16 protein-coding genes are annotated in these 18,756 nt (G+C 62.6%); 7 read left to right on the forward strand and 9 right to left on the reverse strand.

Annotated elements, in window-relative coordinates; all coding sequences use genetic code 11:
• Window positions 1–104: 104 nt before the first annotated feature.
• Window positions 105–917 (forward strand): DUF2076 domain-containing protein, encoded by an 813-nt coding sequence (locus tag AC1RNA_RS00980; protein WP_492949922.1) that lies wholly within the window; start codon window positions 105–107, stop codon window positions 915–917.
• Window positions 918–993: 76 nt separating this feature from the next.
• Here AC1RNA_RS00980 and AC1RNA_RS00985 read toward each other — a convergent pair whose 3' ends face one another.
• The gene (locus AC1RNA_RS00985; protein WP_492949923.1) at window positions 994–1,749 is read right to left on the reverse strand and encodes a L,D-transpeptidase; all 756 of its coding nucleotides are present in this window, start codon (window positions 1,747–1,749) and stop codon (window positions 994–996) included.
• Between the two features lie 296 nt (window positions 1,750–2,045).
• Between AC1RNA_RS00985 and AC1RNA_RS00990 the strand changes: the two genes are divergently transcribed.
• On the forward strand, window positions 2,046–2,813 hold the full coding sequence (locus tag AC1RNA_RS00990; protein ID WP_009339859.1) for a protein phosphatase CheZ: 768 nt from the start codon (window positions 2,046–2,048) through the stop codon (window positions 2,811–2,813).
• A gap of 56 nt (window positions 2,814–2,869) precedes the next feature.
• On the opposite strand, the gene AC1RNA_RS00995 is transcribed toward AC1RNA_RS00990, so the two are convergent.
• The gene (locus AC1RNA_RS00995; RefSeq protein WP_492949924.1) at window positions 2,870–4,072 is read right to left on the reverse strand and encodes an MFS transporter; all 1,203 of its coding nucleotides are present in this window, start codon (window positions 4,070–4,072) and stop codon (window positions 2,870–2,872) included.
• Window positions 4,073–4,130: 58 nt separating this feature from the next.
• On the reverse strand, window positions 4,131–4,631 hold the full coding sequence (locus tag AC1RNA_RS01000; RefSeq protein ID WP_009339857.1) for a hypothetical protein: 501 nt from the start codon (window positions 4,629–4,631) through the stop codon (window positions 4,131–4,133).
• A 285-nt stretch (window positions 4,632–4,916) separates the two neighbouring features.
• Between AC1RNA_RS01000 and AC1RNA_RS01005 the strand changes: the two genes are divergently transcribed.
• From AC1RNA_RS01005 to AC1RNA_RS01020, 4 genes are all read left to right on the forward strand, one after another.
• Window positions 4,917–5,213 (forward strand): co-chaperone GroES, encoded by a 297-nt coding sequence (locus AC1RNA_RS01005; protein ID WP_009339856.1) that lies wholly within the window; start codon window positions 4,917–4,919, stop codon window positions 5,211–5,213.
• A 51-nt stretch (window positions 5,214–5,264) separates the two neighbouring features.
• Window positions 5,265–6,917, forward strand: coding sequence for a chaperonin GroEL (groL, locus tag AC1RNA_RS01010; RefSeq protein WP_492949925.1), 1,653 nt, complete (start codon window positions 5,265–5,267; stop codon window positions 6,915–6,917).
• 239 nt (window positions 6,918–7,156) lie between these two features.
• Window positions 7,157–8,368 carry a hypothetical protein gene (locus tag AC1RNA_RS01015; RefSeq protein WP_492949926.1) on the forward strand — a complete coding sequence of 404 codons (1,212 nt, stop codon included), beginning with the start codon at window positions 7,157–7,159 and terminating at the stop codon, window positions 8,366–8,368.
• 37 nt (window positions 8,369–8,405) lie between these two features.
• Window positions 8,406–9,941, forward strand: a complete 1,536-nt coding sequence (locus tag AC1RNA_RS01020) for a phytoene desaturase family protein (RefSeq protein ID WP_492949927.1) — start codon at window positions 8,406–8,408, stop codon at window positions 9,939–9,941.
• Window positions 9,942–9,962: 21 nt separating this feature from the next.
• Here the strand turns inward: AC1RNA_RS01020 and AC1RNA_RS01025 are convergent, their stop codons facing one another.
• On the reverse strand, window positions 9,963–10,361 hold the full coding sequence (locus AC1RNA_RS01025; protein WP_009339852.1) for an META domain-containing protein: 399 nt from the start codon (window positions 10,359–10,361) through the stop codon (window positions 9,963–9,965).
• A 148-nt stretch (window positions 10,362–10,509) separates the two neighbouring features.
• A complete protein-coding gene (locus AC1RNA_RS01030; RefSeq protein WP_009339851.1) occupies window positions 10,510–12,171 on the reverse strand; it encodes an L-lactate permease in 1,662 nt (553 codons plus the stop codon).
• Window positions 12,172–12,487: 316 nt separating this feature from the next.
• Between AC1RNA_RS01030 and AC1RNA_RS01035 the strand changes: the two genes are divergently transcribed.
• Entirely contained in the window at window positions 12,488–14,218 is a 1,731-nt protein-coding gene (locus AC1RNA_RS01035; RefSeq protein WP_492949928.1) for an ABC transporter ATP-binding protein/permease, read from the forward strand.
• A 64-nt stretch (window positions 14,219–14,282) separates the two neighbouring features.
• On the opposite strand, the gene AC1RNA_RS01040 is transcribed toward AC1RNA_RS01035, so the two are convergent.
• The 4 genes from AC1RNA_RS01040 to AC1RNA_RS01055 form a co-directional block, all read right to left on the reverse strand.
• Window positions 14,283–15,266: a TorF family putative porin gene (locus AC1RNA_RS01040; protein ID WP_492949929.1), complete on the reverse strand. Its 984-nt coding sequence runs from the start codon at window positions 15,264–15,266 to the stop codon at window positions 14,283–14,285.
• A gap of 372 nt (window positions 15,267–15,638) precedes the next feature.
• Entirely contained in the window at window positions 15,639–16,064 is a 426-nt protein-coding gene (locus AC1RNA_RS01045) for a hypothetical protein (RefSeq protein WP_492949930.1), read from the reverse strand.
• A gap of 90 nt (window positions 16,065–16,154) precedes the next feature.
• Window positions 16,155–17,504: a glycolate oxidase subunit GlcF gene (glcF, locus tag AC1RNA_RS01050; protein WP_492949931.1), complete on the reverse strand. Its 1,350-nt coding sequence runs from the start codon at window positions 17,502–17,504 to the stop codon at window positions 16,155–16,157.
• Window positions 17,501–18,742 carry an FAD-binding protein gene (locus tag AC1RNA_RS01055; protein ID WP_492951159.1) on the reverse strand — a complete coding sequence of 414 codons (1,242 nt, stop codon included), beginning with the start codon at window positions 18,740–18,742 and terminating at the stop codon, window positions 17,501–17,503. Before AC1RNA_RS01055 ends, glcF begins: the two co-directional genes overlap by 4 nt.
• Window positions 18,743–18,756: the final 14 nt, after the last annotated feature.

The raw sequence follows: 18,756 nt of genomic DNA on the forward strand, positions 1-18,756 counted from the left end.
AGCGCGCCACCTTGGCGAAATTTAATCTCCGCTCCCGCTTACGCCGATCCAAAACCCGCCTAGATCGTTCCTAGAATCACTCGCCCAACGAGGAGAGGACGAAGATGACCCCGCAAGAGCGCCAGTTGATCGACGATCTGTTCGGCCGGCTTGAAAGGCTCGAGACCGCCCCACGCGATGCCGAGGCGGAATCCGCGATCATGGCCGGTTTGCGGCGCGCGCCGAATGCAGTCTATGCGCTGGTGCAGACGGCGCTGTTACAGGATGAAGCGCTCAAGCATGCCGCAGAGCGGATCAAGCAGCTTGAGGCAGGCGAAACTCCTCAAAATCAGGGCAGCTTTCTGGATTCGCTGCGTGGCTCGCTGTTCGGCGAGAACACGAATATGACCGCCTCGCGCGGTTCGGTGCCGAACGTGCCACCCTCCAATCCGAACACGCGGCCGGTGTGGAACAGTGGTCAGGTGCTTGGCCAGACCGATGGCACTGTCGATCCGCGTGGCGCACCGGGCGGGTATGCCCAGCCGGGCTATGGCGCACAGCAAGGCGGCGGTTCGTCGTTTCTCGGCACGGCGGCTGCGGCGGCAGCCGGTATGATCGGCGGCTCGATCCTGATGAACAGCTTGCGTGGCCTTGGCGGACTCGGCGGCGGACAGCAGCAGAGCTTCGGCGGCAGCTCCGCGAGTCCGTGGGGCGGCGGCGGCAATAACAATGACTCCCTCGCGCGCGACGCCGGCATCAACGACATCGGCAAAAGTAACAGTGGTGGGATCGAGGATCGCCGCCAGAGTTTTGCCGACCAAGCGCAGGATGCCCAGCAGGACCGCGATGACGATCAGGATCAGGACCAAGATCAGGACGATGATGACGGCGATTTCGACGACGGCGACTTCGGTTCCGACGACAGCGATTTCGCGTAACTCTTAAGCGTCACGTACCCCCAAATAAAAACGGCCGCTGCGACAGCGGCCGTTTTCAATTTATGAGCGAAATCGATCAGAGCACGACGACGCGCGTGCCGACCTTGACGCGGCCGTAGAGATCGATGACATCCTCGTTGCGCATGCGGATGCAGCCCGATGAGACGTTGGTGCCGATCGTCCACGGCTCGTTGGAGCCATGGATACGATACAGCGAAGAGCCGAGATACATCGCGCGGGCGCCGAGCGGGTTTTCCGGCCCGCCTTCCATGTGGCGCGGCAGATCGGGACGGCGCTTGAGCATTTCCGCAGGCGGCGTCCAATCCGGCCACTCGCGCTTGGCGGAGATCGTCTTCACGCCGGACCACATGAAGCCCGGCTTGCCGACGCCAACGCCGTAACGCAGCGCCCGGCCGTTGTCCTGCACCAGATAGAGAAACTTGTTCGGCGTATCGATCACGAGCGTGCCGGGTGCTTCCTTGCCGTTGTAGTCGACCACCTGCTTTTCATAGCGCGGATCGAAGCCGGGCTGCGCCGCCTCCACCGCACGTTCCTGCTGATAGCCGCGCTGGCGCGGGTCGTACTGATCTTCGGGCATCTGCCGGTACACAGGCGCGGCCTGCTCGCCGCCACCGAACAGAAACTGGATGAAGCCGCCACCCATATTGTTGGCAGGCTGCTGGTATGCGACACGCTGCGGCTGCGGCTGCGGAGCGTAGCCGGCCTGCGACGTATAGTAGACTTGGGAATCGGCATTCTGGGCGAACGCGGGATAGCTCATGCCGATCAGGCATGCGCCGGCAACGAGCGCGAGGCGGATTTTTGCGGACATGGACGTACTCTGTACTGTTCGTCACGGATCATGCGGGCGACACGACGCCGCGCGTTCCGATGTAACGGCGCAATCGCGGAAGTTTTGGTAAACGAAAGCTGCGTTTCGATTCACCACATTGCGCGGCCACCCGCGTTCCTTCCAACAGCGTTTATTTTTAATGAAAGACGCGGCACCATGGTTAATTGCCGTTGAGCATGTTCAGAATATTTTCCGAGGCACAAAGATACCCATGAACCGGGCGTTAAATAGCGGCCCGCTACACACTTGCGCATTGAGGTTGGGGAAGAATTCCAATGACTGCTCAGCGTAAGCGTTTCCGCATCGAAGAATTGCAGTTCGGCGCCATGCCGGAATTGAACGAAGCAGGGTCCGATCAGATGCATGAGCGCATCATGACGGAGCTGCGTGTTATCCGCGAACAAATGGGCCGGATCACCTTGGGCTCCCGCGCCAAGACCGAAGACACCACCAACTTCGCGCAGGAAGAAGCCAACGCCAAGGCAGCGCTCGAATCCTATCGCGCGCAGATCGCCCAGTGCGAGAAGCTGAAGGTCGAACTCGACCTCATTCACGAGGCGATCAACCGCACCAAGGAAGAAATCGCCGTGCTGCACGGCACGAGCTTCAGCGGCGACGAGATGTCCAAGGTCACGGGCGAACTCGGCGCCATCGTCGGCGGCACCGAAGAAGCCACCGATCAGATCCTTGCGGCGGCGGAAGCCATCGACCAGGCGGCCTCCGCGCTCGCCAAGGGCACTTCGGCCGATCAGCAGGAGCGCATGGTCGCCGACATCTCCGAGCGCGTCATTAGCATCTTCGAGGCCTGCAACTTCCAGGACCTCACCGGCCAGCGCATCAGCAAGGTGATGAACACGATGAAATTCATCGAGCATCACATCAACGTCATGATGGAGATCTGGGGTGGCGTCGATGCCATCAAGGCGCATGCACCGGCCATTCTCGACACCCGCGAAGGCGATGCCAAGTTGCTCAACGGGCCGAAGCTCGACGGCGACGAGGGCCACGCCTCGCAGAACGATATCGACGCGCTGTTCAACTAAAAAGCCGCCAACCCATTCTCAACGCCCCCGCTTCGCGGGGGCGTTTTTGTTTTGCCTCACACCCGCCGCAACATGGAAAAGCAAAGCAGCGCCAGCGCAATCGTCCCGATCATGATGTCGAGCGCCGCCTGATCCGACCAGCGGTCGATCACGAAGGCCAGAATGAACGGCGCAAGCGCCTGCATGATCTGGCCCGGCCGTGAAATTCGCCCGACCACGCGGCCATATCCCATCGGACCGAATGTCGCGAGCGGCAATGCTCCGCGCGCGATCGTCATCACGCCGTTTGCCGCGCCAAACAAAATCGCGAAAATCATGGCATGCAACGTCTCGATGCCGGCAAACGACAGGATCGCGAAAGCGACCGCCATGGTGCCCATCGAGATGCGCGCCACCCAGACCGGATGCAGCCGCCCCTTGCTGGCGAAATCCGCAAAGCGCGTCACGATCTGGGCGGGGCCGAACATCGCGCCGATCGTGACGGCAAGCCCGGGATCGATTCCGCCACGCTGCAGAATCGGCAAAAGGTGTGTCGTTGTGCCTGACAGCGCGAAGGCATGGCCCGCGAAACCCGCCGCCATCAGAATGAAAGGCCAGCCGTGCGGCTGGACAAATCGCTTCTTCGCAACCGGCTCATCGGCCGCCACGGCCGGTGCCGTCACCTGTGCCTTACGCCTCGGAAGCACAAACCAGTGCAGCGGCGCGATCAGGAATGCGAGCACCCCGGCCCAGGTGAAGAACACGCTCTCCCAGCCGAAATGTTCGATCAGGAAATGCATCAGCGGCCAGCCGACGGTGGAGGCCAACCCGCCGGAAAAGGTCACGACCGTGATCGGCCCGCGAGAGGCCATGCCATAGATTCGCGTGAGCGTGGTGAAGGCGGGATCGTAAAGGCAGGATGCGATGGCGATCCCGATCAGGATCCAGGCCAGCAGGTAGATCGGGTAATTGGGCGCCAGCGGCAGCAGCAGCAATCCGGCGGCTCCGATCAGCGCGCCGGCGGACATCACCAGATTACCGCCGCGCTTGTCGATCAGGCCGCAGGCATAGGGCGCGCACAGGCCGGATGTGCCGAGCGCGACGGAAAACCCGGACAGTGCCAGCGGCAGCGACCAGCCGTGGGCATCCGCGATATAGGTCATGGTGAGAGCGGGGGGATAGAACAGCGCGCCCCAGCCCAGAATCTGGGTAACGCACAGCACCGCCACCGCGCGATGAGGCCCTGCGATCAGCGCGGCCGGTCCGGCAAAAGGGTTCATATCACCGGCATTAATGTCAGGATTCGCGGATTAAAGAAGAGCAGCCCGCGCAGCTTTTCTATGCGCGCGGCGCGCAGCGCACATAGACCATGGTGCCGTATCGCGTCGCAGCATCCGGATCGATGAAGCGCGTGGTCAGCACACGGCCATCGAAGGAGACAATCTCGCGATCCTGCGGACCACCTGGCGGGCCTGCGGGCCCAATGTAGTTCTTGCCGCTCCGGCTGCCCTTGACCCGCAGCTCCTGCGGGGTCGCCTCGTCGGCCAGATGCATGATGACGCCTCCGGTCGGCCCCTTGCCGATCACGTAAGGCTGCTTGCACTGTCCGCGCGCCGCATTCTCGGTACGTACACGGTCTTCCGGCTTGTGATAGGCGGCAAGGCCCCAGCGGCCAACCAGCTCATCGGCACGGATGGTGGCGGGAATCTCCGGCTCCACTGCCGGCTCCTGGGCGACCGGCGTATTGTTGCCATTGAGGTTGAAAGTGCTGCAACCGCCGATACCAGCGGCAAGAAGCGAAATCATCGCTAATTTCGAAGCGGTGCGCAGACTGACCATAGATTCTCCTCGACAGACTTCATGAACCACGTTTGCCAGCCTGGCAAGCGGCGGCGTTCTCTCAAAGCCTGTTGTTCGAACGCGGATGATGGCCTTCGAGCATCATATAATGACCTCACCAAGGTCTTAAGCCAGCGGCGTTTGCTTGACAGGAAAAGCGCCAGCCCATATTTCCCCACGGCAACACCGTTAGCACTCCCAAAATGGGACTGCCAGTCTCGTTCAAGGGCGGCCTGTCCGCTCCGATCAATCCCCAAACTGAAACCAACGCGAAGGACCATCACCATGGCCAAGACCACGTTCCGTCCGCTGCACGACCGCGTCGTCGTCAAGCGCATCGACGCCGAAGCGAAGACCAAGGGCGGCATCATCATTCCCGACAACGCCAAGGAAAAGCCCTCCGAAGGTCAGGTAGTCGCTGTCGGTCCGGGCGGACGCGACGAGAGCGGCAAGCTGATCCCGATGGACCTCAAGGTCGGCAACCGCGTGCTGTTCGGCAAGTGGTCCGGCACCGAAGTCAAGCTCGATGGCGAAGACCTCCTGATTATGAAGGAATCCGACATCCTGGGCGTGCTGGGCTGAAGCAGCCTCTCCCGACATCATTCAAGACATCTCAATTCGGAGTAATTTCTCATGGCTGCCAAGGACGTAAAATTCTCGGGCGACGCGCGCGAACGCATGCTGCGCGGCGTCGACATTCTCGCCAACGCGGTGAAGGTCACGCTCGGTCCCAAGGGCCGCAACGTCGTGATCGACAAAAGCTTCGGCGCACCCCGCATCACCAAGGATGGCGTGACTGTCGCCAAGGAAATCGAACTCGAGGACAAGTTCGAGAACATGGGCGCACAGATGCTGCGCGAAGTCGCCTCCAAGACCAATGACCTCGCCGGCGACGGCACCACCACCGCCACCGTGCTTGCCCAGGCGATCGTGCGCGAAGGCGCGAAGTCGGTTGCCGCCGGCATGAACCCGATGGACCTCAAGCGCGGCATCGACATCGCCGTCGCCGCCGTCATCAAGGACATCGAGAAGCGCGCCAAGCCGGTCGCTTCGTCCTCCGAAGTCGCCCAGGTCGGCACCATTTCGGCCAACGGCGATTCCACCATCGGCTCGATGATCGCCAAGGCGATGCAGAAGGTCGGCAATGAGGGCGTCATCACCGTCGAGGAAGCGAAGTCCCTCGACACCGAAGTCGATATCGTCGAAGGCATGAAATTCGATCGCGGCTATCTCTCGCCCTACTTCGTCACCAATGCCGAGAAGATGACCGCCGAGCTCGATGACGCCTACATCCTGCTGCACGAGAAGAAGCTCACCGGCCTGCAGGCGATGTTGCCGGTGCTGGAAGCCGTGGTGCAGTCGGGCAAGCCGCTCCTGATCGTCGCCGAGGACATTGAGGGAGAGGCACTCGCCACCCTCGTCGTCAACCGCCTGCGCGGCGGCCTGAAGGTCGCGGCCGTCAAGGCGCCGGGCTTCGGCGATCGCCGCAAGGCGATGCTCGAGGACATCGCGATCCTCACCGGCGGCCAGCTCATTTCCGAAGATCTCGGCATGAAGCTTGAGAACGTCACGCTCAAGCAGCTCGGCCGCGCCAAGAAGGCGGTGATCGACAAGGAGAACACCACCATCGTCGGCGGTGCGGGCAAGAAGGCGGACATCGAGGCCCGCGTCAACCAGATCAAGGCGCAGATCGAGGAGACCACCTCGGACTACGACCGCGAGAAGCTGCAGGAGCGTCTTGCCAAGCTCGCGGGCGGCGTCGCGGTGATCCGCGTCGGCGGCGCGACCGAGATCGAGGTCAAGGAGAAGAAGGATCGCGTTGAGGACGCACTCAACGCAACCCGCGCGGCCGTTCAGGAAGGCATCGTGCCGGGCGGCGGCACCGCGCTGCTGCGCGCCAAGAAGGCGGTCGGCCGCATCAACAATGACAACTCCGATGTTCAGGCCGGCATCAATATCGTGCTGAAGGCGCTGGAAGCCCCGATCCGTCAGATCGCGGAGAACGCCGGTGTCGAGGGCTCGATCGTGGTCGGCAAGATTCTCGAGAACAAGACCGAGACCTTCGGCTTCGACGCCCAGAACGAAGAGTATGTCGACATGGTCGCCAAGGGCATCATCGACCCCGCCAAGGTGGTGCGCACCGCGCTTCAGGACGCTGCATCCGTCGCGGGCCTGTTGGTGACCACCGAAGCTATGGTTGCCGAACTGCCCAAGGAACCCGCGCCGGCGATGCCGGGTGGCGGCGGAATGGGCGGCATGGGAGGAATGGGCGGCATGGGCTTCTAAGCTCTCGCCCGCACTTCTCTCGAAGAAAACGAAAAGCCGCCTTCGGGCGGCTTTTTTGTTGCCGATACTTTTACGGCGGGCACAGCGGCGCTTGCGGCAAATAATACCCGCCCCTCAACCGCTGAAACGAGGAAAACGCTATTCCGGCAATGAGATGGCGTTCAAATCATACAGATAAGCGTCTATGGTCGCCCCGCTTGTTTCGATGGACGTTCCCCGCTTCACGCAGGATGCCCCTGATGCGATTTTCGACCGTTGCCTGCTCGGCCCTCATCCTCGGCATTGCCGCGTGTCCTTTTGCGATGGCGCAGACGGCCAAGACGCCCGCGAAAAGCCCGCTTGTTGGCGGCGAGGTGCGCTACTTCACCGGGCTTGGCGACATTCTCGGCGATTTGCCCGTCGATGCCTTCATTCGCGAGATCCACGACGGCGGCAAGATCACCTCGACCGTGCTCGATGTCTGCTATTCGGCCTCGATCGGCTCCGAGCACAAGGATCGCTTCGCCATCGAACTGAAAGCCGACGGCCAGAAGCTGAGCGGCACCGGCCAGACCACCGAGGAAAAACTGCCTGTCACCGTCAACCTGACGCGCAAGCCCGAGAACAGGGCCATCACTTTCCAGGGCAAGATCACGATCGGCGACAAGACGTCCGAGGTCACCTCGACCGACAACACCGATTCCGATCAGCGGGAGTTCGAGGCCGCTCAGAACACAGACGACAGCATCACCGCGAACCCGGCGGACTTCACCGAGCTGTCGCCGCAATCGCTTGCCCTCAGGGTCAAGCGTGAGAATTTCGCCGATCTTCTGAAAAGCCTGCGCAACGACGATATCGAGCTGTCGCTCGACAGCCTCTCCACCGACTGCGCGGCACTGCGCACCGGCACGCAGCTCGTGCGCTTCGATGTCGATCCGCAGCGCGCGGGCGCCCTCCTCGCGCGCTTAAAGACTGCGCCGGGCGTGATCGCCGCAGGCTGGACCACCGGCAGTTACGATACCGAGCGCGCCATCCGGATTCCCGCCGCCGACTGGCGCAAGGACGGCAAACTCGACCGCGACCACTTGGCCTCCGCGCTCGCGGCCAGCGCCTCGAAAATCCTCAAGGCGCAAGCCGCCAGCACCAAATGGAGCGACACCACGGGCGAGCTGACGATCACGATGAAACGCCCCAACACCCTCGTGCCCGCACTGAACCTCACCGACACGCTGGAAGTGTCGGCGCTGGTCGGGCCCGAAAAGCCGGGCAATGCCGACCGGCTGGTGATCTGGCTCGGCGTGCCGGCGACGACGACGCGCGATGAAACCGCCGGCCCGCATTTGAACTTCGCGGATTCCTCGACCGGCGACGAAACCGAAAGCACCTACACCGACGACGACGGCCTTGTGCAGGGCATCGCAGCCGACCTCAAGGGGCAACGCTGGGATGCCGAGCAAGCGGCGTGGAAATGATGGCCGTCATCTCCCGCAGCAACCCGGTTCAGGACTGATGTCATACGACATCATCATCGTCGGCGCCGGTCTCGGCGGCCTGACCAGCGGCGCGCTGCTGGCGCGCGCGGGCCGCAAAGTGCTCGTGATCGAGAAAAGCAATTCCGTCGGCGGCGCGGCATCGAGCTACAAGGTCGGCGATCTCTTCGTCGAGGGCTCGCTGCACGAAACCGGCGATCCGCACGACCCGCGCGATCCCAAGCATCTTCCGCTGGCGCGCGCGGGCATTCTTGAGACATTGAAATGGTCACCGGGCGGCGCGCTCTACGAGGTGCGCGGCGGCCCGTTATCGTCTCCGCTGCTGGTGCCGGATAATTTTGACGGCGCGCGCGAAGCATTGAGCGCCCGTTTTCCCGAGGCGCGCGAAGCGATCGCGCGGCTGCTCTGCGAGATGAAGCAGATCGCCTCCGCCGCCGGAGCGCTGACGCAGGGCGATGCCCCAGCCCGCCGGTCCGGCGATATCTACAGCGCGCTGATGTCGCTTGCGCCCGCGATCCGCGACTGGAAGCTGCCGCTGGCGAAAAAGCTCCAGCAAGCGTTCGGTAACAACGAGGCGCTGAAATGCGCCCTCACCGCGAACCTTTGCTATTATCACGACGACCCCGCGACGCTGTGGTGGGTCTATTTCGCCATGGCGCAAGGCGGCCTGCTGCTCAGCGGCGGGCGCTATATCCATAGCGGATCGCAGCGGCTCTCCAGCGCGCTGGCCCGCGAGATCAAGAAAGCCGGCGGCGAAACTATCCTGCGCCGCATCGTCACTGCCATCGAAAAGGACGGCGGTACGTTCCGCGTCCATCACACCGCCAAGGACGGCAGCGACCCGAAAACTGTCGAGAGTAAGCGCGTCGTCTGCAATGGCGCGCCCGCCTCGGTGGCCGCGCTGCTGCCGCCGAAACAGGCCAAGCCTTTCCTCGCGCCTTATGAATCGCGGCCTTCCTCGATCTCGCTGTTCGCGCTCACGCTCGGCCTTTCAAAGCCGCCCGGCGCATTCGGATTCACCGCCTACTCCACGCAATTGCTGCCGGACTGGATGACAACGCTGGCAGATTATGCGCAGGCAACGACGCTGATGCGAGACGAGCCGGGCGAGAAGATGCCGCCGCTCGCGATGGTCGATTATGCCGCGATCGAGTCAGGCATCCCCGCGCCGCCTTATGTGCTGTCGATCATCGCACCGGACACGCTCTCAAACTGGGAAGGTCTCGATCAGGATGGCTACCGCGCCAAGCGCGCGCGCTGGCAGAACGCGATCGTCGCCTATCTCGACCGGCATTTTCCGGGATTGGCCCAATCCATCGTGGCGTCGTCGTTCAACACGGCGTACTCGGTGCGGCAATATCTCGGCTCTCCGGGCGGCGCAGTCTATGGTTTCGCGCCGACACCGCCGCGCTCATTGTTCAGCGGGCCCAGGCGCAGCCCGGCCACACCCCTTCAGGGACTCTACCTTGCTTCCGCCTATGCCGGATTCGGCGGATACAGCGGTGTCATCCAGGCTGCAGGCGAATGCGCCGACATGATCCTGCGGGACACGTAAGCGGCGTTGCCGAAGCCTGCGTCAGTTCGAATTCACGCGGAAACGCAGCGTCGTCGGACCGATGAAGGAGATGGCGTCTCCCTGACGCTTCCAGTTCGCGGCGGCGCCGAGATTGGCGATCAGCGCGTCATCGGCCTGCGCCAGGGACGGCGTACAGCTGTTATCGGCGATCGTGCCCGGCATGAAAATCACCGTGTCACCGGCCACCGAGAATTGGCCGCGGCCGGACTTGCACCACAGATCGAGTTTGGCCTCGCCGTTCTCGCCGATCTCGAGCGTCGGCAGGCGGCGCGCACCCGCCATTTGCGGCGCATCGAGGGTCATCTCAAGGCCGAAAGGAAATTCCTGTGCCCGCGCGGGTAGCGTCGTCAGCATCAATGCCGCAAATGCGGCCAGCATCATGGGTTTGTAGTCCAGCATTCCGATTTCCGTCGTGATGGGCAGGAGATGTCTAGAAGCGAATTGTGACAATGGCGAGGGGCGAAGCACCGCACCAGCACGCCTGCCATACCGTCAACAAAAAATCCCCGCGGCAAGCCGCGGGGATTTCTCGTTTGGAATACAGCGCTTACTTGATGACCATCGCCGAGAACGGATGGACGTAAGCCTGCAGCATCACGAACAGGCCGACAAGGCAGGCCAGCGTGATCGAATGCTTGAACACGAAGCGCAGGATCGAGCCTTCGTGGCCGTACCAGTTGGTCGCGGTGGATGCCACCACGATCGACTGAGCATCGATCATCTTACCCATGACGCCACCCGAGGAGTTCGCGGCACTCATCAGGATCGGAGACAGACCAAGCTGTTCGGAGGTGATCTTCTGCAGGTTGCCGAACAACACGTTCGATGCGGTGTCCGAACCTGTCAGCGCCACGCCCAACCAGCCGAGCAAGGTGCCGAAGAACGGATACAGCACGCCGGTCGCGGCAAAGGCGAGGCCGAGCGTGGCGTCGATGCCGGACAGACGGGTCAACGTGCCGATCGCCAGCATCGCCGAGATCGTGATCAGCGAGTAGGCGCACAGCTTGATGGTCTTGCCATAGACCCGGATCAGCCCGAGCGGGGAATACCCCATCAGGAAGCCCGAGATGATAGCGGCGATCAGCATGCCGGAGCCGGTGTAGGACAGCCAGGTGAAGGCAAACACGGCACCTTCCGGCGTGGGCTTCGCCACAATCGGCGCGACCTTCATGATCATCTTGTCGAGATCAGGAACCGCATACTTCCACGTCGCCCAGGAATTGACGGCGTTCTTGAAGTGGTCGGTGCCCCAGATCAGCAGCACGATACAGACGATGATCCACGGCAGCAGCGACTTCCACACTTCCTCGCGGGTCGGCTTCACCGTGCTCTGAACAACCGGCGCCATGGTGCCGGAGGATTCATCGTGAGCTCCCAGCGTCGCCGAGGTCCAGATGGTCTTCGGATGCCAGACCTTCAGGAACAGGATCAGCGCCCCCATCGAGATCAGCGAGGCGCCGATGTCGACGATCCAGGGGTTGACGAAGTTCGAGATCAGGAATTGCGGGACGGCGAAGGAAATGCCGGTCACCAGAATGGCCGGCCAGACTTCCTTCATGCCTTTGAACCCGGCGAACGCCCAGACCACCCAGAACGGCACGATCAGCGAGAAGATCGGCAACTGGCGTCCGACCATCGCGCCGAGCAGGAACGGATCAAGCCCGGTGACGCTGGACAGACCGGCGATCGGCGTGCCGAGTGCGCCGTAGGCAACTGGGGCGGTATTGGCGATCAGCGACAAGCCCGAGGCGGCGAGCGGCGAAAAGCCGAGGCCGATCAGGATCGCGCCGGTCACCGCGACCGGGGTACCGAAGCCCGAGGCACCCTCGAAGAAGGCGCCGAACGAGAAGGCGATCAGCAGGATCTGCAGGCGCCGGTCGCGGGTCACGCCGCCGATGGTGTTCTGCAGCGTCTCGAATACGCCTTTCTCCACCGTCAGGCGGTAGAGGAAGATGACGTTCAGCACGATCCAGCCGATCGGGAAGAAGCCAGTGACGACGCCGAGCAGCGAGGCCCGGATCGACATGCCGGCCGGCATGGTGAAGAAGAAGATCGCGACAAGGTTGGCGACGATCAAGGCGGTGATCGCGGCGATGTGAACCTTGACCTTGTTGGATGCGATCAGGACCAGCAGCGTGACGACGGGAATCGCCGCCGCTATGGTCGATAAGACCTGATTGTTGAATGGATTATAGACTTGATTCCACATGTATTCCTTCTCCCCCACGCGGTTATGTCGCCCCGGGAGAAGCGAACTGCCCGGAGCCTGAGGCGAGGCATCTTGAGGGAGGAATTTGGGCGGCCGGCGCTAGAAGTAAGCGGAATCTCTCGCCAACTCGTGAAGTGCTCCCCGGCCTTGCCGTTATGTCGCATGCTAAAAGCGGTAAGGGATTTCGCACAAGACAACGCAACCGAACCCGGCCCTAACTTTAGTCTTATTCAGTGATTTATTTTACGCAGGGGTCTGTCTTCGGTCCGCGCCACTCTCCCGTGGCGTCACCCGGCCACCTTTCAGGAGATTATCCGTGAAACGTATCGCATCGGCGCTCGCCACAATCTGGCGACTGGCGACCCCCTATTTCCGTTCGGAAGACAAATGGGCCGGCGGCATCCTGCTCGCGGCTATCGTCGCCATCGAACTCGGTACCGTGGCGATCGACGTCCTCATCAACCAGTGGCGCAATCGGTTTTATACTGCACTGCAAGAGTATAAGTGGGACGTCTTCGTTCATGAGATCATCTACTTCAGCGTGGTGGCGGCAATCTTCATCGTCATTGCGATCCTTCAGCTCTACCTCAACCAGTGGCTTCAGATCCGCTGGCGCAAATGGCTGACCGAGCGATATCTCGGCGAATGGCTGGATGACACCACACACTACCGGATGCAGCTTGCGGGCGATCCGGCCGACAACCCCGACCAGCGTATCGCCGAGGACGTACGTATCTTCATCGAGCAGTTTCTGACGCTCAGCCTTGGCCTTCTCAACTCAGTGGTGACGCTGGTCTCTTTCGTCGTCATCCTTTGGGGATTGTCGGAGACGGCTCCCCTCCATCTGTTCGGCGCGGCGGTCAGCATCCCAGGCTACCTGGTCTGGGCGGCGCTGATCTATGCGATCGGCGGTACGATCCTCACCCATCTGATCGGCAAACCGCTGATCAAGCTCGACTTCCATCAGCAGCGCTATGAGGCCGATTTCCGTTTCAACCTCGTGCGCGCGCGGGAAAATTCCGAACAGATCGCATTGCTCAAGGGTGGCGATGCCGAACATCTGCGGCTGTCGGAGCGGCTGGGCGCCATCATCCGCAACTGGCACGCCATCATGATCCGCACCACGAAGATCACGGCCGTGACCCAGAGCTATGCGCAAGCCGTTCAGATCTTTCCCTACATGATGGTTGCGCCCGCCTATTTCGCGCACAAGACCCTGCTCGGCGGCGTGATGCAGGCGGCCTCCGCCTTCCTTAGCGTCCAGGGCGCGCTGTCGTTCTTCATCAGCGCCTACCGGCAACTGGCCGAATGGCAGGCGGTGATCGACCGTCTCGAAGGGTTTGAGCATTCGATGGCAACCGCGCGCGAGCGGCGGCGCGGCAACATCCGCCTCGCGCCCGAAGGCGGCGCGGACGGCATCATTCTCAAGAACCTGCAACTCGCCTCTCCGACGGGCACCCCGCTTCTCGTCGCCAGCGACTTCACGCTGCGCGGCCATCAGCGCACGCTGCTGACCGGCCCTTCCGGCTCCGGCAAGTCCACGCTGTTCCGTGCGATCGCTGGAACCTGGCCGTTCGGCGCGGGCACGGTTTCAATCCCGGCGGGCGCGACGCTGATGTCGCTGCCGCAGCGGCCATATTTTCCGGTCGGGCCATTGTCGGACGCGCTCGCCTATCCGGCGATGCCGGGTCATTTCGACCGCGAGACGCTTGAAGCCGCTCTCGCCGATGTCGGCCTGCCCGCACTCGCAGGCCAACTCGACGAAACCGGGCACTGGAATCAGTCGCTGTCGCCCGGCGAGCAGCAACGGCTCGGAATCGCACGCGCGCTCCTGCACAAACCGCAATTCCTGATGCTGGATGAGGCCACCGCCTCACTCGACGAGGCGACGGAGGCCTTGCTGTATCGCCTGATCGCGCAGCGGCTGCCGGATAGCACGGTCGTCTCGATCGGCCACCGCAGCACGCTCGCGGCCTTCCATCAGCGTCATGTCGCCGTGACGGATCACGCGCTCGTCGAACAATCCGCCTCCGCGCCCGCAGGCTGACACTACAAATAAAAAGGGCGGCGGATTGCTCCGCCGCCCTCTGTAGTCGATCTTGGAGGAGAGCTTACTTGATGTTGCTCATCAGCGTCAGGTCGGCCGAGAGCTTGGCGATGAAGCTCGCACCGCACCATTTCGAGCCAAAGCCAGGAGCCGCGTTGATCGGCGTGATGAAACCGGTCTGGCTGGCGGTGTAGTCGCTGGTGAAGGCGTTGCAATCACCCTTGCTGAGGTTGGTGTCGGAATAGCGCAGATCGAGCGTGAACACCTTGTAGGTGAAGCCGATACCGACGTTCCAGGTGTTGTAGTCCTTGTAATCGATGTTGCCGTAGAACGAGTCGGACGTGCCGAGCCACTGGCGGCCGAACTCACCGGAGACATAGCTGCCGATGCCGTTCGGCAGGAACGAACTCGGTGCCGTGATCTTGGCGGTCACCGATGCGTAGGTGCCTTCCGCGCCCGAGTTCAGGAAGCTCGGCGTGTAGAACACGTTGCCGCCCATCGCGAAGGTATCGTTGAAGGTGTAGTTCGCCTTGCCGTAGACCTCGTAGAAGGAGACGTCCTTCTTCAGGAAGTTGCCGTTGGCCAGCACGATCTGGTTGTCGAAGCCGCAGGAGCCAGCCACGCCGAACGAACCAGCGGTGCCGTTGCCGACACAGGTGCCGCCTGGATAGAGGTAGCCCCAGACACCGAAATCGAGCGCGAGGGCGCCAAAGGTCGGGCGGACACCGCCGTAGATATCGACCTCGGCCGCCGCTCGGTTCGGAAACGAGATGCTCTCGAACGAAGAGCCGACATAGAACTGCAGGTCCTTGGTGACGTTATAGCGCGGCTCGAAATAGGCGGTGACCGACGGCTTGTGATTGGACTGCGTGATGCCGCGGAAGACGTAATCGTTCATGACGCCCGCACCAAAGGCGATGTCCCACGGATCGAACGCCGTCACCGCCGGAGCCTTCAAGGCCTTGACCGGAAGATCGGCCGCGACCGCCGCCTGCGCTCCGAGAAGACTAACTACAACCGCCGCCGCGGCTGGAAGAACCGATTTCATAACTACCCCCACCGTTGAAGCCCGCCATGGCCGATAACCGGAGTGGCGGGCATTGAGAACGAACGTCTTTCGTGGGGCCAATGTGCGAAGCAGCATGAAAAGGGGAAAGCAAAAATGCCGGGCAATTGCTGCCTTATTAGGCGATTCCGCCATCAAGGCCGCTCTCTCTGTCACAATGTTGCATTTCGACAACGGAGAAAACGCGTAATTCGCCCCCGATACGATATGTTTTTCTCTGCGCAGGCTGGAATACATCGCCCCACTCCGGACGACCCCGCATCCGAATCGCTTAAATACTCCCGCGGAGGCTACCCCTCAAAACGAAGAAGCCGCACCTTGCGGCGCGGCTTCTGGTGGGAAACCATCGTCCTGTCAGGACTGGTGTTCGTCCTTGTCCTCGCCGGTGAACCAGTTCGAGTGCGACAATTGCGAGGATTCCGACAGGTTCGCCATAGGCTCATCGTAAGATGGGACCACCGCTGGGGCAGGCGCAGCCGCCTTACGCGGCGCGGCGCGCTTCTTTGCAGCCTTCTTCGGAGCGGCCTTCTTGGCGGTTTTCTTCACGGCCTTCTTGGCCGATTTCTTCGCCGGACGCTTGGCCGCCTTCTTGGCTGACTTCTTTGCAGCTTTCCTGGCCGACTTCTTCGCCGAGCGCTTGGCGGCCTTTTTCGCCGAGGACTTTTTGGCGGCCTTGCGGCTGCTCTTCTTCGCCGACTTCTTCGCGGGGCGCCGCGCGGTCTTTGCCCGGCTTACTTTCTTCTGCTTCTTGACCTTCTTACTCTTCTTACCCTTAGCCATGCCGTCCTCCTGTTTCCCTTCGGCGGGATGATCGATCGACGTTTCAAGGCGCTTCCTTAACGGAAGGCCTCCTGCCCTCACGGCAGCCGATCACCTGTTTGCAGGCAGGGTATTGTGCGGGGACGGGCCGCCGGTCATCCAGTCGAGCAATTCAATGGTGTGAACCACCGGGATCGGTGCGCCTTCGGCATTCTTGAGTTCGCTGCCGATCTGCACCATGCACCCAATATTGCCTGCCGACACGATGTCCGGCCTGACGGATGCGATATTGGCGACCTTACGCTCGCGCAATCTCCTTGCAATCTCGGGCTGGAGGATGTTGTACGTCCCAGCCGATCCGCAACACAGATGACCCTCAGGCACATCTTTCACCACGAATCCGCTCTTGGAAAGCAATTCTTTCGGAAGCTCCGTGATTTTCTGTCCATGCTGGAGCGAACATGCGGAGTGATAGGCGACGACGATTTCATTTTGAGGCCGTGGCCATTGCACATTTAACGCAGAGACATATTCGGTGATGTCCTTCGCGAGTTGCGATACGCGCGCGGCCTTCGCCGCATAGGCTTTGTCCTCGCGTAAGAGATAGCCGTAATCCTTGATCGTGGTGCCGCAGCCCGAGGTCGTCACCAGAATCGCATCGAGCCCGTTTGCATCGGCCTCGCGGACCCAGACATCGATATTGGCCTTTGCCCGGTGCAGCGCGTCGTCGTCGCGGCCCATGTGATGCGTCAGCGAGCCACAGCATTGTTCATCCGCGACCAGCACCACCTCGACGCCGAGCCGGGTGAGCAGGCGAATCGCCGCCTGATTGATGTTCGGTCCCAGCACCTGCTGGGCACACCCTTGCAGCAACGCAACACGCCCGCGCCGTGTTCCCTGCGCGGGGAACACCGTGCCACCCGCAGGTCCCGGCGACGGCAGCGCACCCGGCGCCAGCGCCAGCATCGCCCGCAACCGGTCGAAGAATGTCGGCGGATGGCTTGCTTTTGCGGAGCCCGGCAGCAGGCCGACAAACGGCTTCGCCAGCCGCGCCGCCATCATGCCGGCACGGAATAAGCCGGGACGCGGCAACACATAGGCCAGCAGCGCACGGATCAGGCGGTCACCGAGCGGGCGGGAATAACTCTCCTCTACCCGGACGCGGGCCTGATCGATGAGGTGCATGTAGTTCACGCCCGAAGGGCACGTCGTCATGCAGGCAAGGCAGGACAGGCAGCGGTCGATATGCTTGACCACCTCGGCCGTCGGCTTCTGGTCCTTCTCCAGCATCTCCTTGATGAGGTAGATGCGCCCGCGCGGGCTATCGAGTTCGTCGCCGAGCAGGACGTAGGTCGGGCAGGTTGCGGTGCAGAAACCGCAATGCACGCATTTGCGCAGGATCGTGTTGGCTTCCGCAATATCCGGATCGGCAAGCTGGGCAGGAGAAAAATCGGTCTTCATGGGTTGTCGTCCCGGCGCATGCGGCCGCGGTTGAGGATATGACGGGGATCGAAGCTATGCTTGAGGCGGCGGCTCAACGCCGCAACGCCCGGAGCCTGCGGGTGGAACACATCGATGGCGGCGCGCACATCCTTCGGCGCGCGCAGCAGCATGGCATGGCCTCCAGCCGCCTCTGCATGAGCACGGACCTTGGCGGCATGGGCGTCGGCGGCGGGCGGCAGCGCCGCCCAGATCAAGCCCCCGCCCCAGCCGTAGATGACTTCGCCACCGGTCTCGCGCTTGAGCGCCATGCCGAGCGCCGCACCCGCGGTCGGCGGGCAGACGATGCGCCAGACCATATGACCACCAAGAGACGACGTCGCGGCAAACGGCGTCACATCACGCAAGGCGGCCCAGATCGCAGCCGATTCATCGTCCGCGATCGTCTCCACCGCACCGAAGGAGGAGAGCAGCGCCGCCAGCGACCGCGCCCGTTCCGCCACCGAGACGTCGATGCCTTCGACCCGAACCAGCGTCAGCGCCTGCTGCGGCGCTCCCGCCTTTGCCAGCGCGCCGTCGGGTGCCTGCTGATTGGCCGCAGGAACATGCGCTGCGGCCGAGACGTCGAAGGACGAGCCCAGCGCCTTGGTCATCGCCTTGTTGGCGGTGGCGTCATCGAGGCCGCGCAGCACCAGCGTGGTCTGCGCCTCGGCCTTCGGCACCAGCTTGATGGTGGCCTCCGTCAGCACCGCGAGCGTGCCCCATGAGCCCGCCAGCAGCTTGGAAATATCATAGCCCGTGACGTTCTTGACCACGCGGCTGCCGGCCACGAATGCGTCGCCAAAGCCCGACACAGCATTGCCGCCGAGCAGATGGTCGCGGACGCCGCCCGAACGGATACGGCGCGGCCCCGAAAGGCCCGATGCGATCATGCCGCCGATCGTACCCTGCCCCGCGCTCGTTCCGAGCAGCACCGAGGTATCCATCGGCTCGAACGCGAATTCCTGGTTCTTGGCATCCATCATCGCGATCACATCGGCGACCGGTGCCCCGGCCTGCACGGTGACGATCAGCTCGTGCGGCTCATAGGACGTCACCGCATTCAGCGCCGACAGATCGAGCACCGCGTTGGTCGCCACGGGCTGGCCGATGTCGCGCTTGCTGCCGTGCCCCACGATTTCCAGCGGCTGTTCCGCCTCGATCGCCTCGCGCACCGCCATCTCGACGTCCCTGGCGTCTCGAACCTTCAACGTCTCCACCACGTCAAACCTTC

The sequence above is a fragment of the Afipia sp. GW821-FHT14H12 genome, from assembly GCF_058803465.1.

Bases quoted from the DNA above. Each gene is read 5' to 3' on its own strand.
- AC1RNA_RS01000 (WP_009339857.1), bottom strand. From the start codon at position 4,631: ATGGTCAGTCTGCGCACCGCTTCGAAATTAGCGATGATTTCGCTTCTT.
- AC1RNA_RS01015 (WP_492949926.1), top strand. From the start codon at position 7,157: ATGCGATTTTCGACCGTTGCCTGCTCGGCCCTCATCCTCGGCATTGCC.
- AC1RNA_RS01020 (WP_492949927.1), top strand. From the start codon at position 8,406: ATGTCATACGACATCATCATCGTCGGCGCCGGTCTCGGCGGCCTGACC.
- glcF (WP_492949931.1), bottom strand. From the start codon at position 17,504: ATGAAGACCGATTTTTCTCCTGCCCAGCTTGCCGATCCGGATATTGCG.
- AC1RNA_RS01005 (WP_009339856.1), top strand. From the start codon at position 4,917: ATGGCCAAGACCACGTTCCGTCCGCTGCACGACCGCGTCGTCGTCAAG.
- groL (WP_492949925.1), top strand. From the start codon at position 5,265: ATGGCTGCCAAGGACGTAAAATTCTCGGGCGACGCGCGCGAACGCATG.
- AC1RNA_RS00980 (WP_492949922.1), top strand. From the start codon at position 105: ATGACCCCGCAAGAGCGCCAGTTGATCGACGATCTGTTCGGCCGGCTT.
- AC1RNA_RS01030 (WP_009339851.1), bottom strand. From the start codon at position 12,171: ATGTGGAATCAAGTCTATAATCCATTCAACAATCAGGTCTTATCGACC.
- AC1RNA_RS01025 (WP_009339852.1), bottom strand. From the start codon at position 10,361: ATGCTGGACTACAAACCCATGATGCTGGCCGCATTTGCGGCATTGATG.
- AC1RNA_RS01045 (WP_492949930.1), bottom strand. From the start codon at position 16,064: ATGGCTAAGGGTAAGAAGAGTAAGAAGGTCAAGAAGCAGAAGAAAGTA.
- AC1RNA_RS01040 (WP_492949929.1), bottom strand. From the start codon at position 15,266: ATGAAATCGGTTCTTCCAGCCGCGGCGGCGGTTGTAGTTAGTCTTCTC.
- AC1RNA_RS00990 (WP_009339859.1), top strand. From the start codon at position 2,046: ATGACTGCTCAGCGTAAGCGTTTCCGCATCGAAGAATTGCAGTTCGGC.
- AC1RNA_RS00995 (WP_492949924.1), bottom strand. From the start codon at position 4,072: ATGAACCCTTTTGCCGGACCGGCCGCGCTGATCGCAGGGCCTCATCGC.
- AC1RNA_RS00985 (WP_492949923.1), bottom strand. From the start codon at position 1,749: ATGTCCGCAAAAATCCGCCTCGCGCTCGTTGCCGGCGCATGCCTGATC.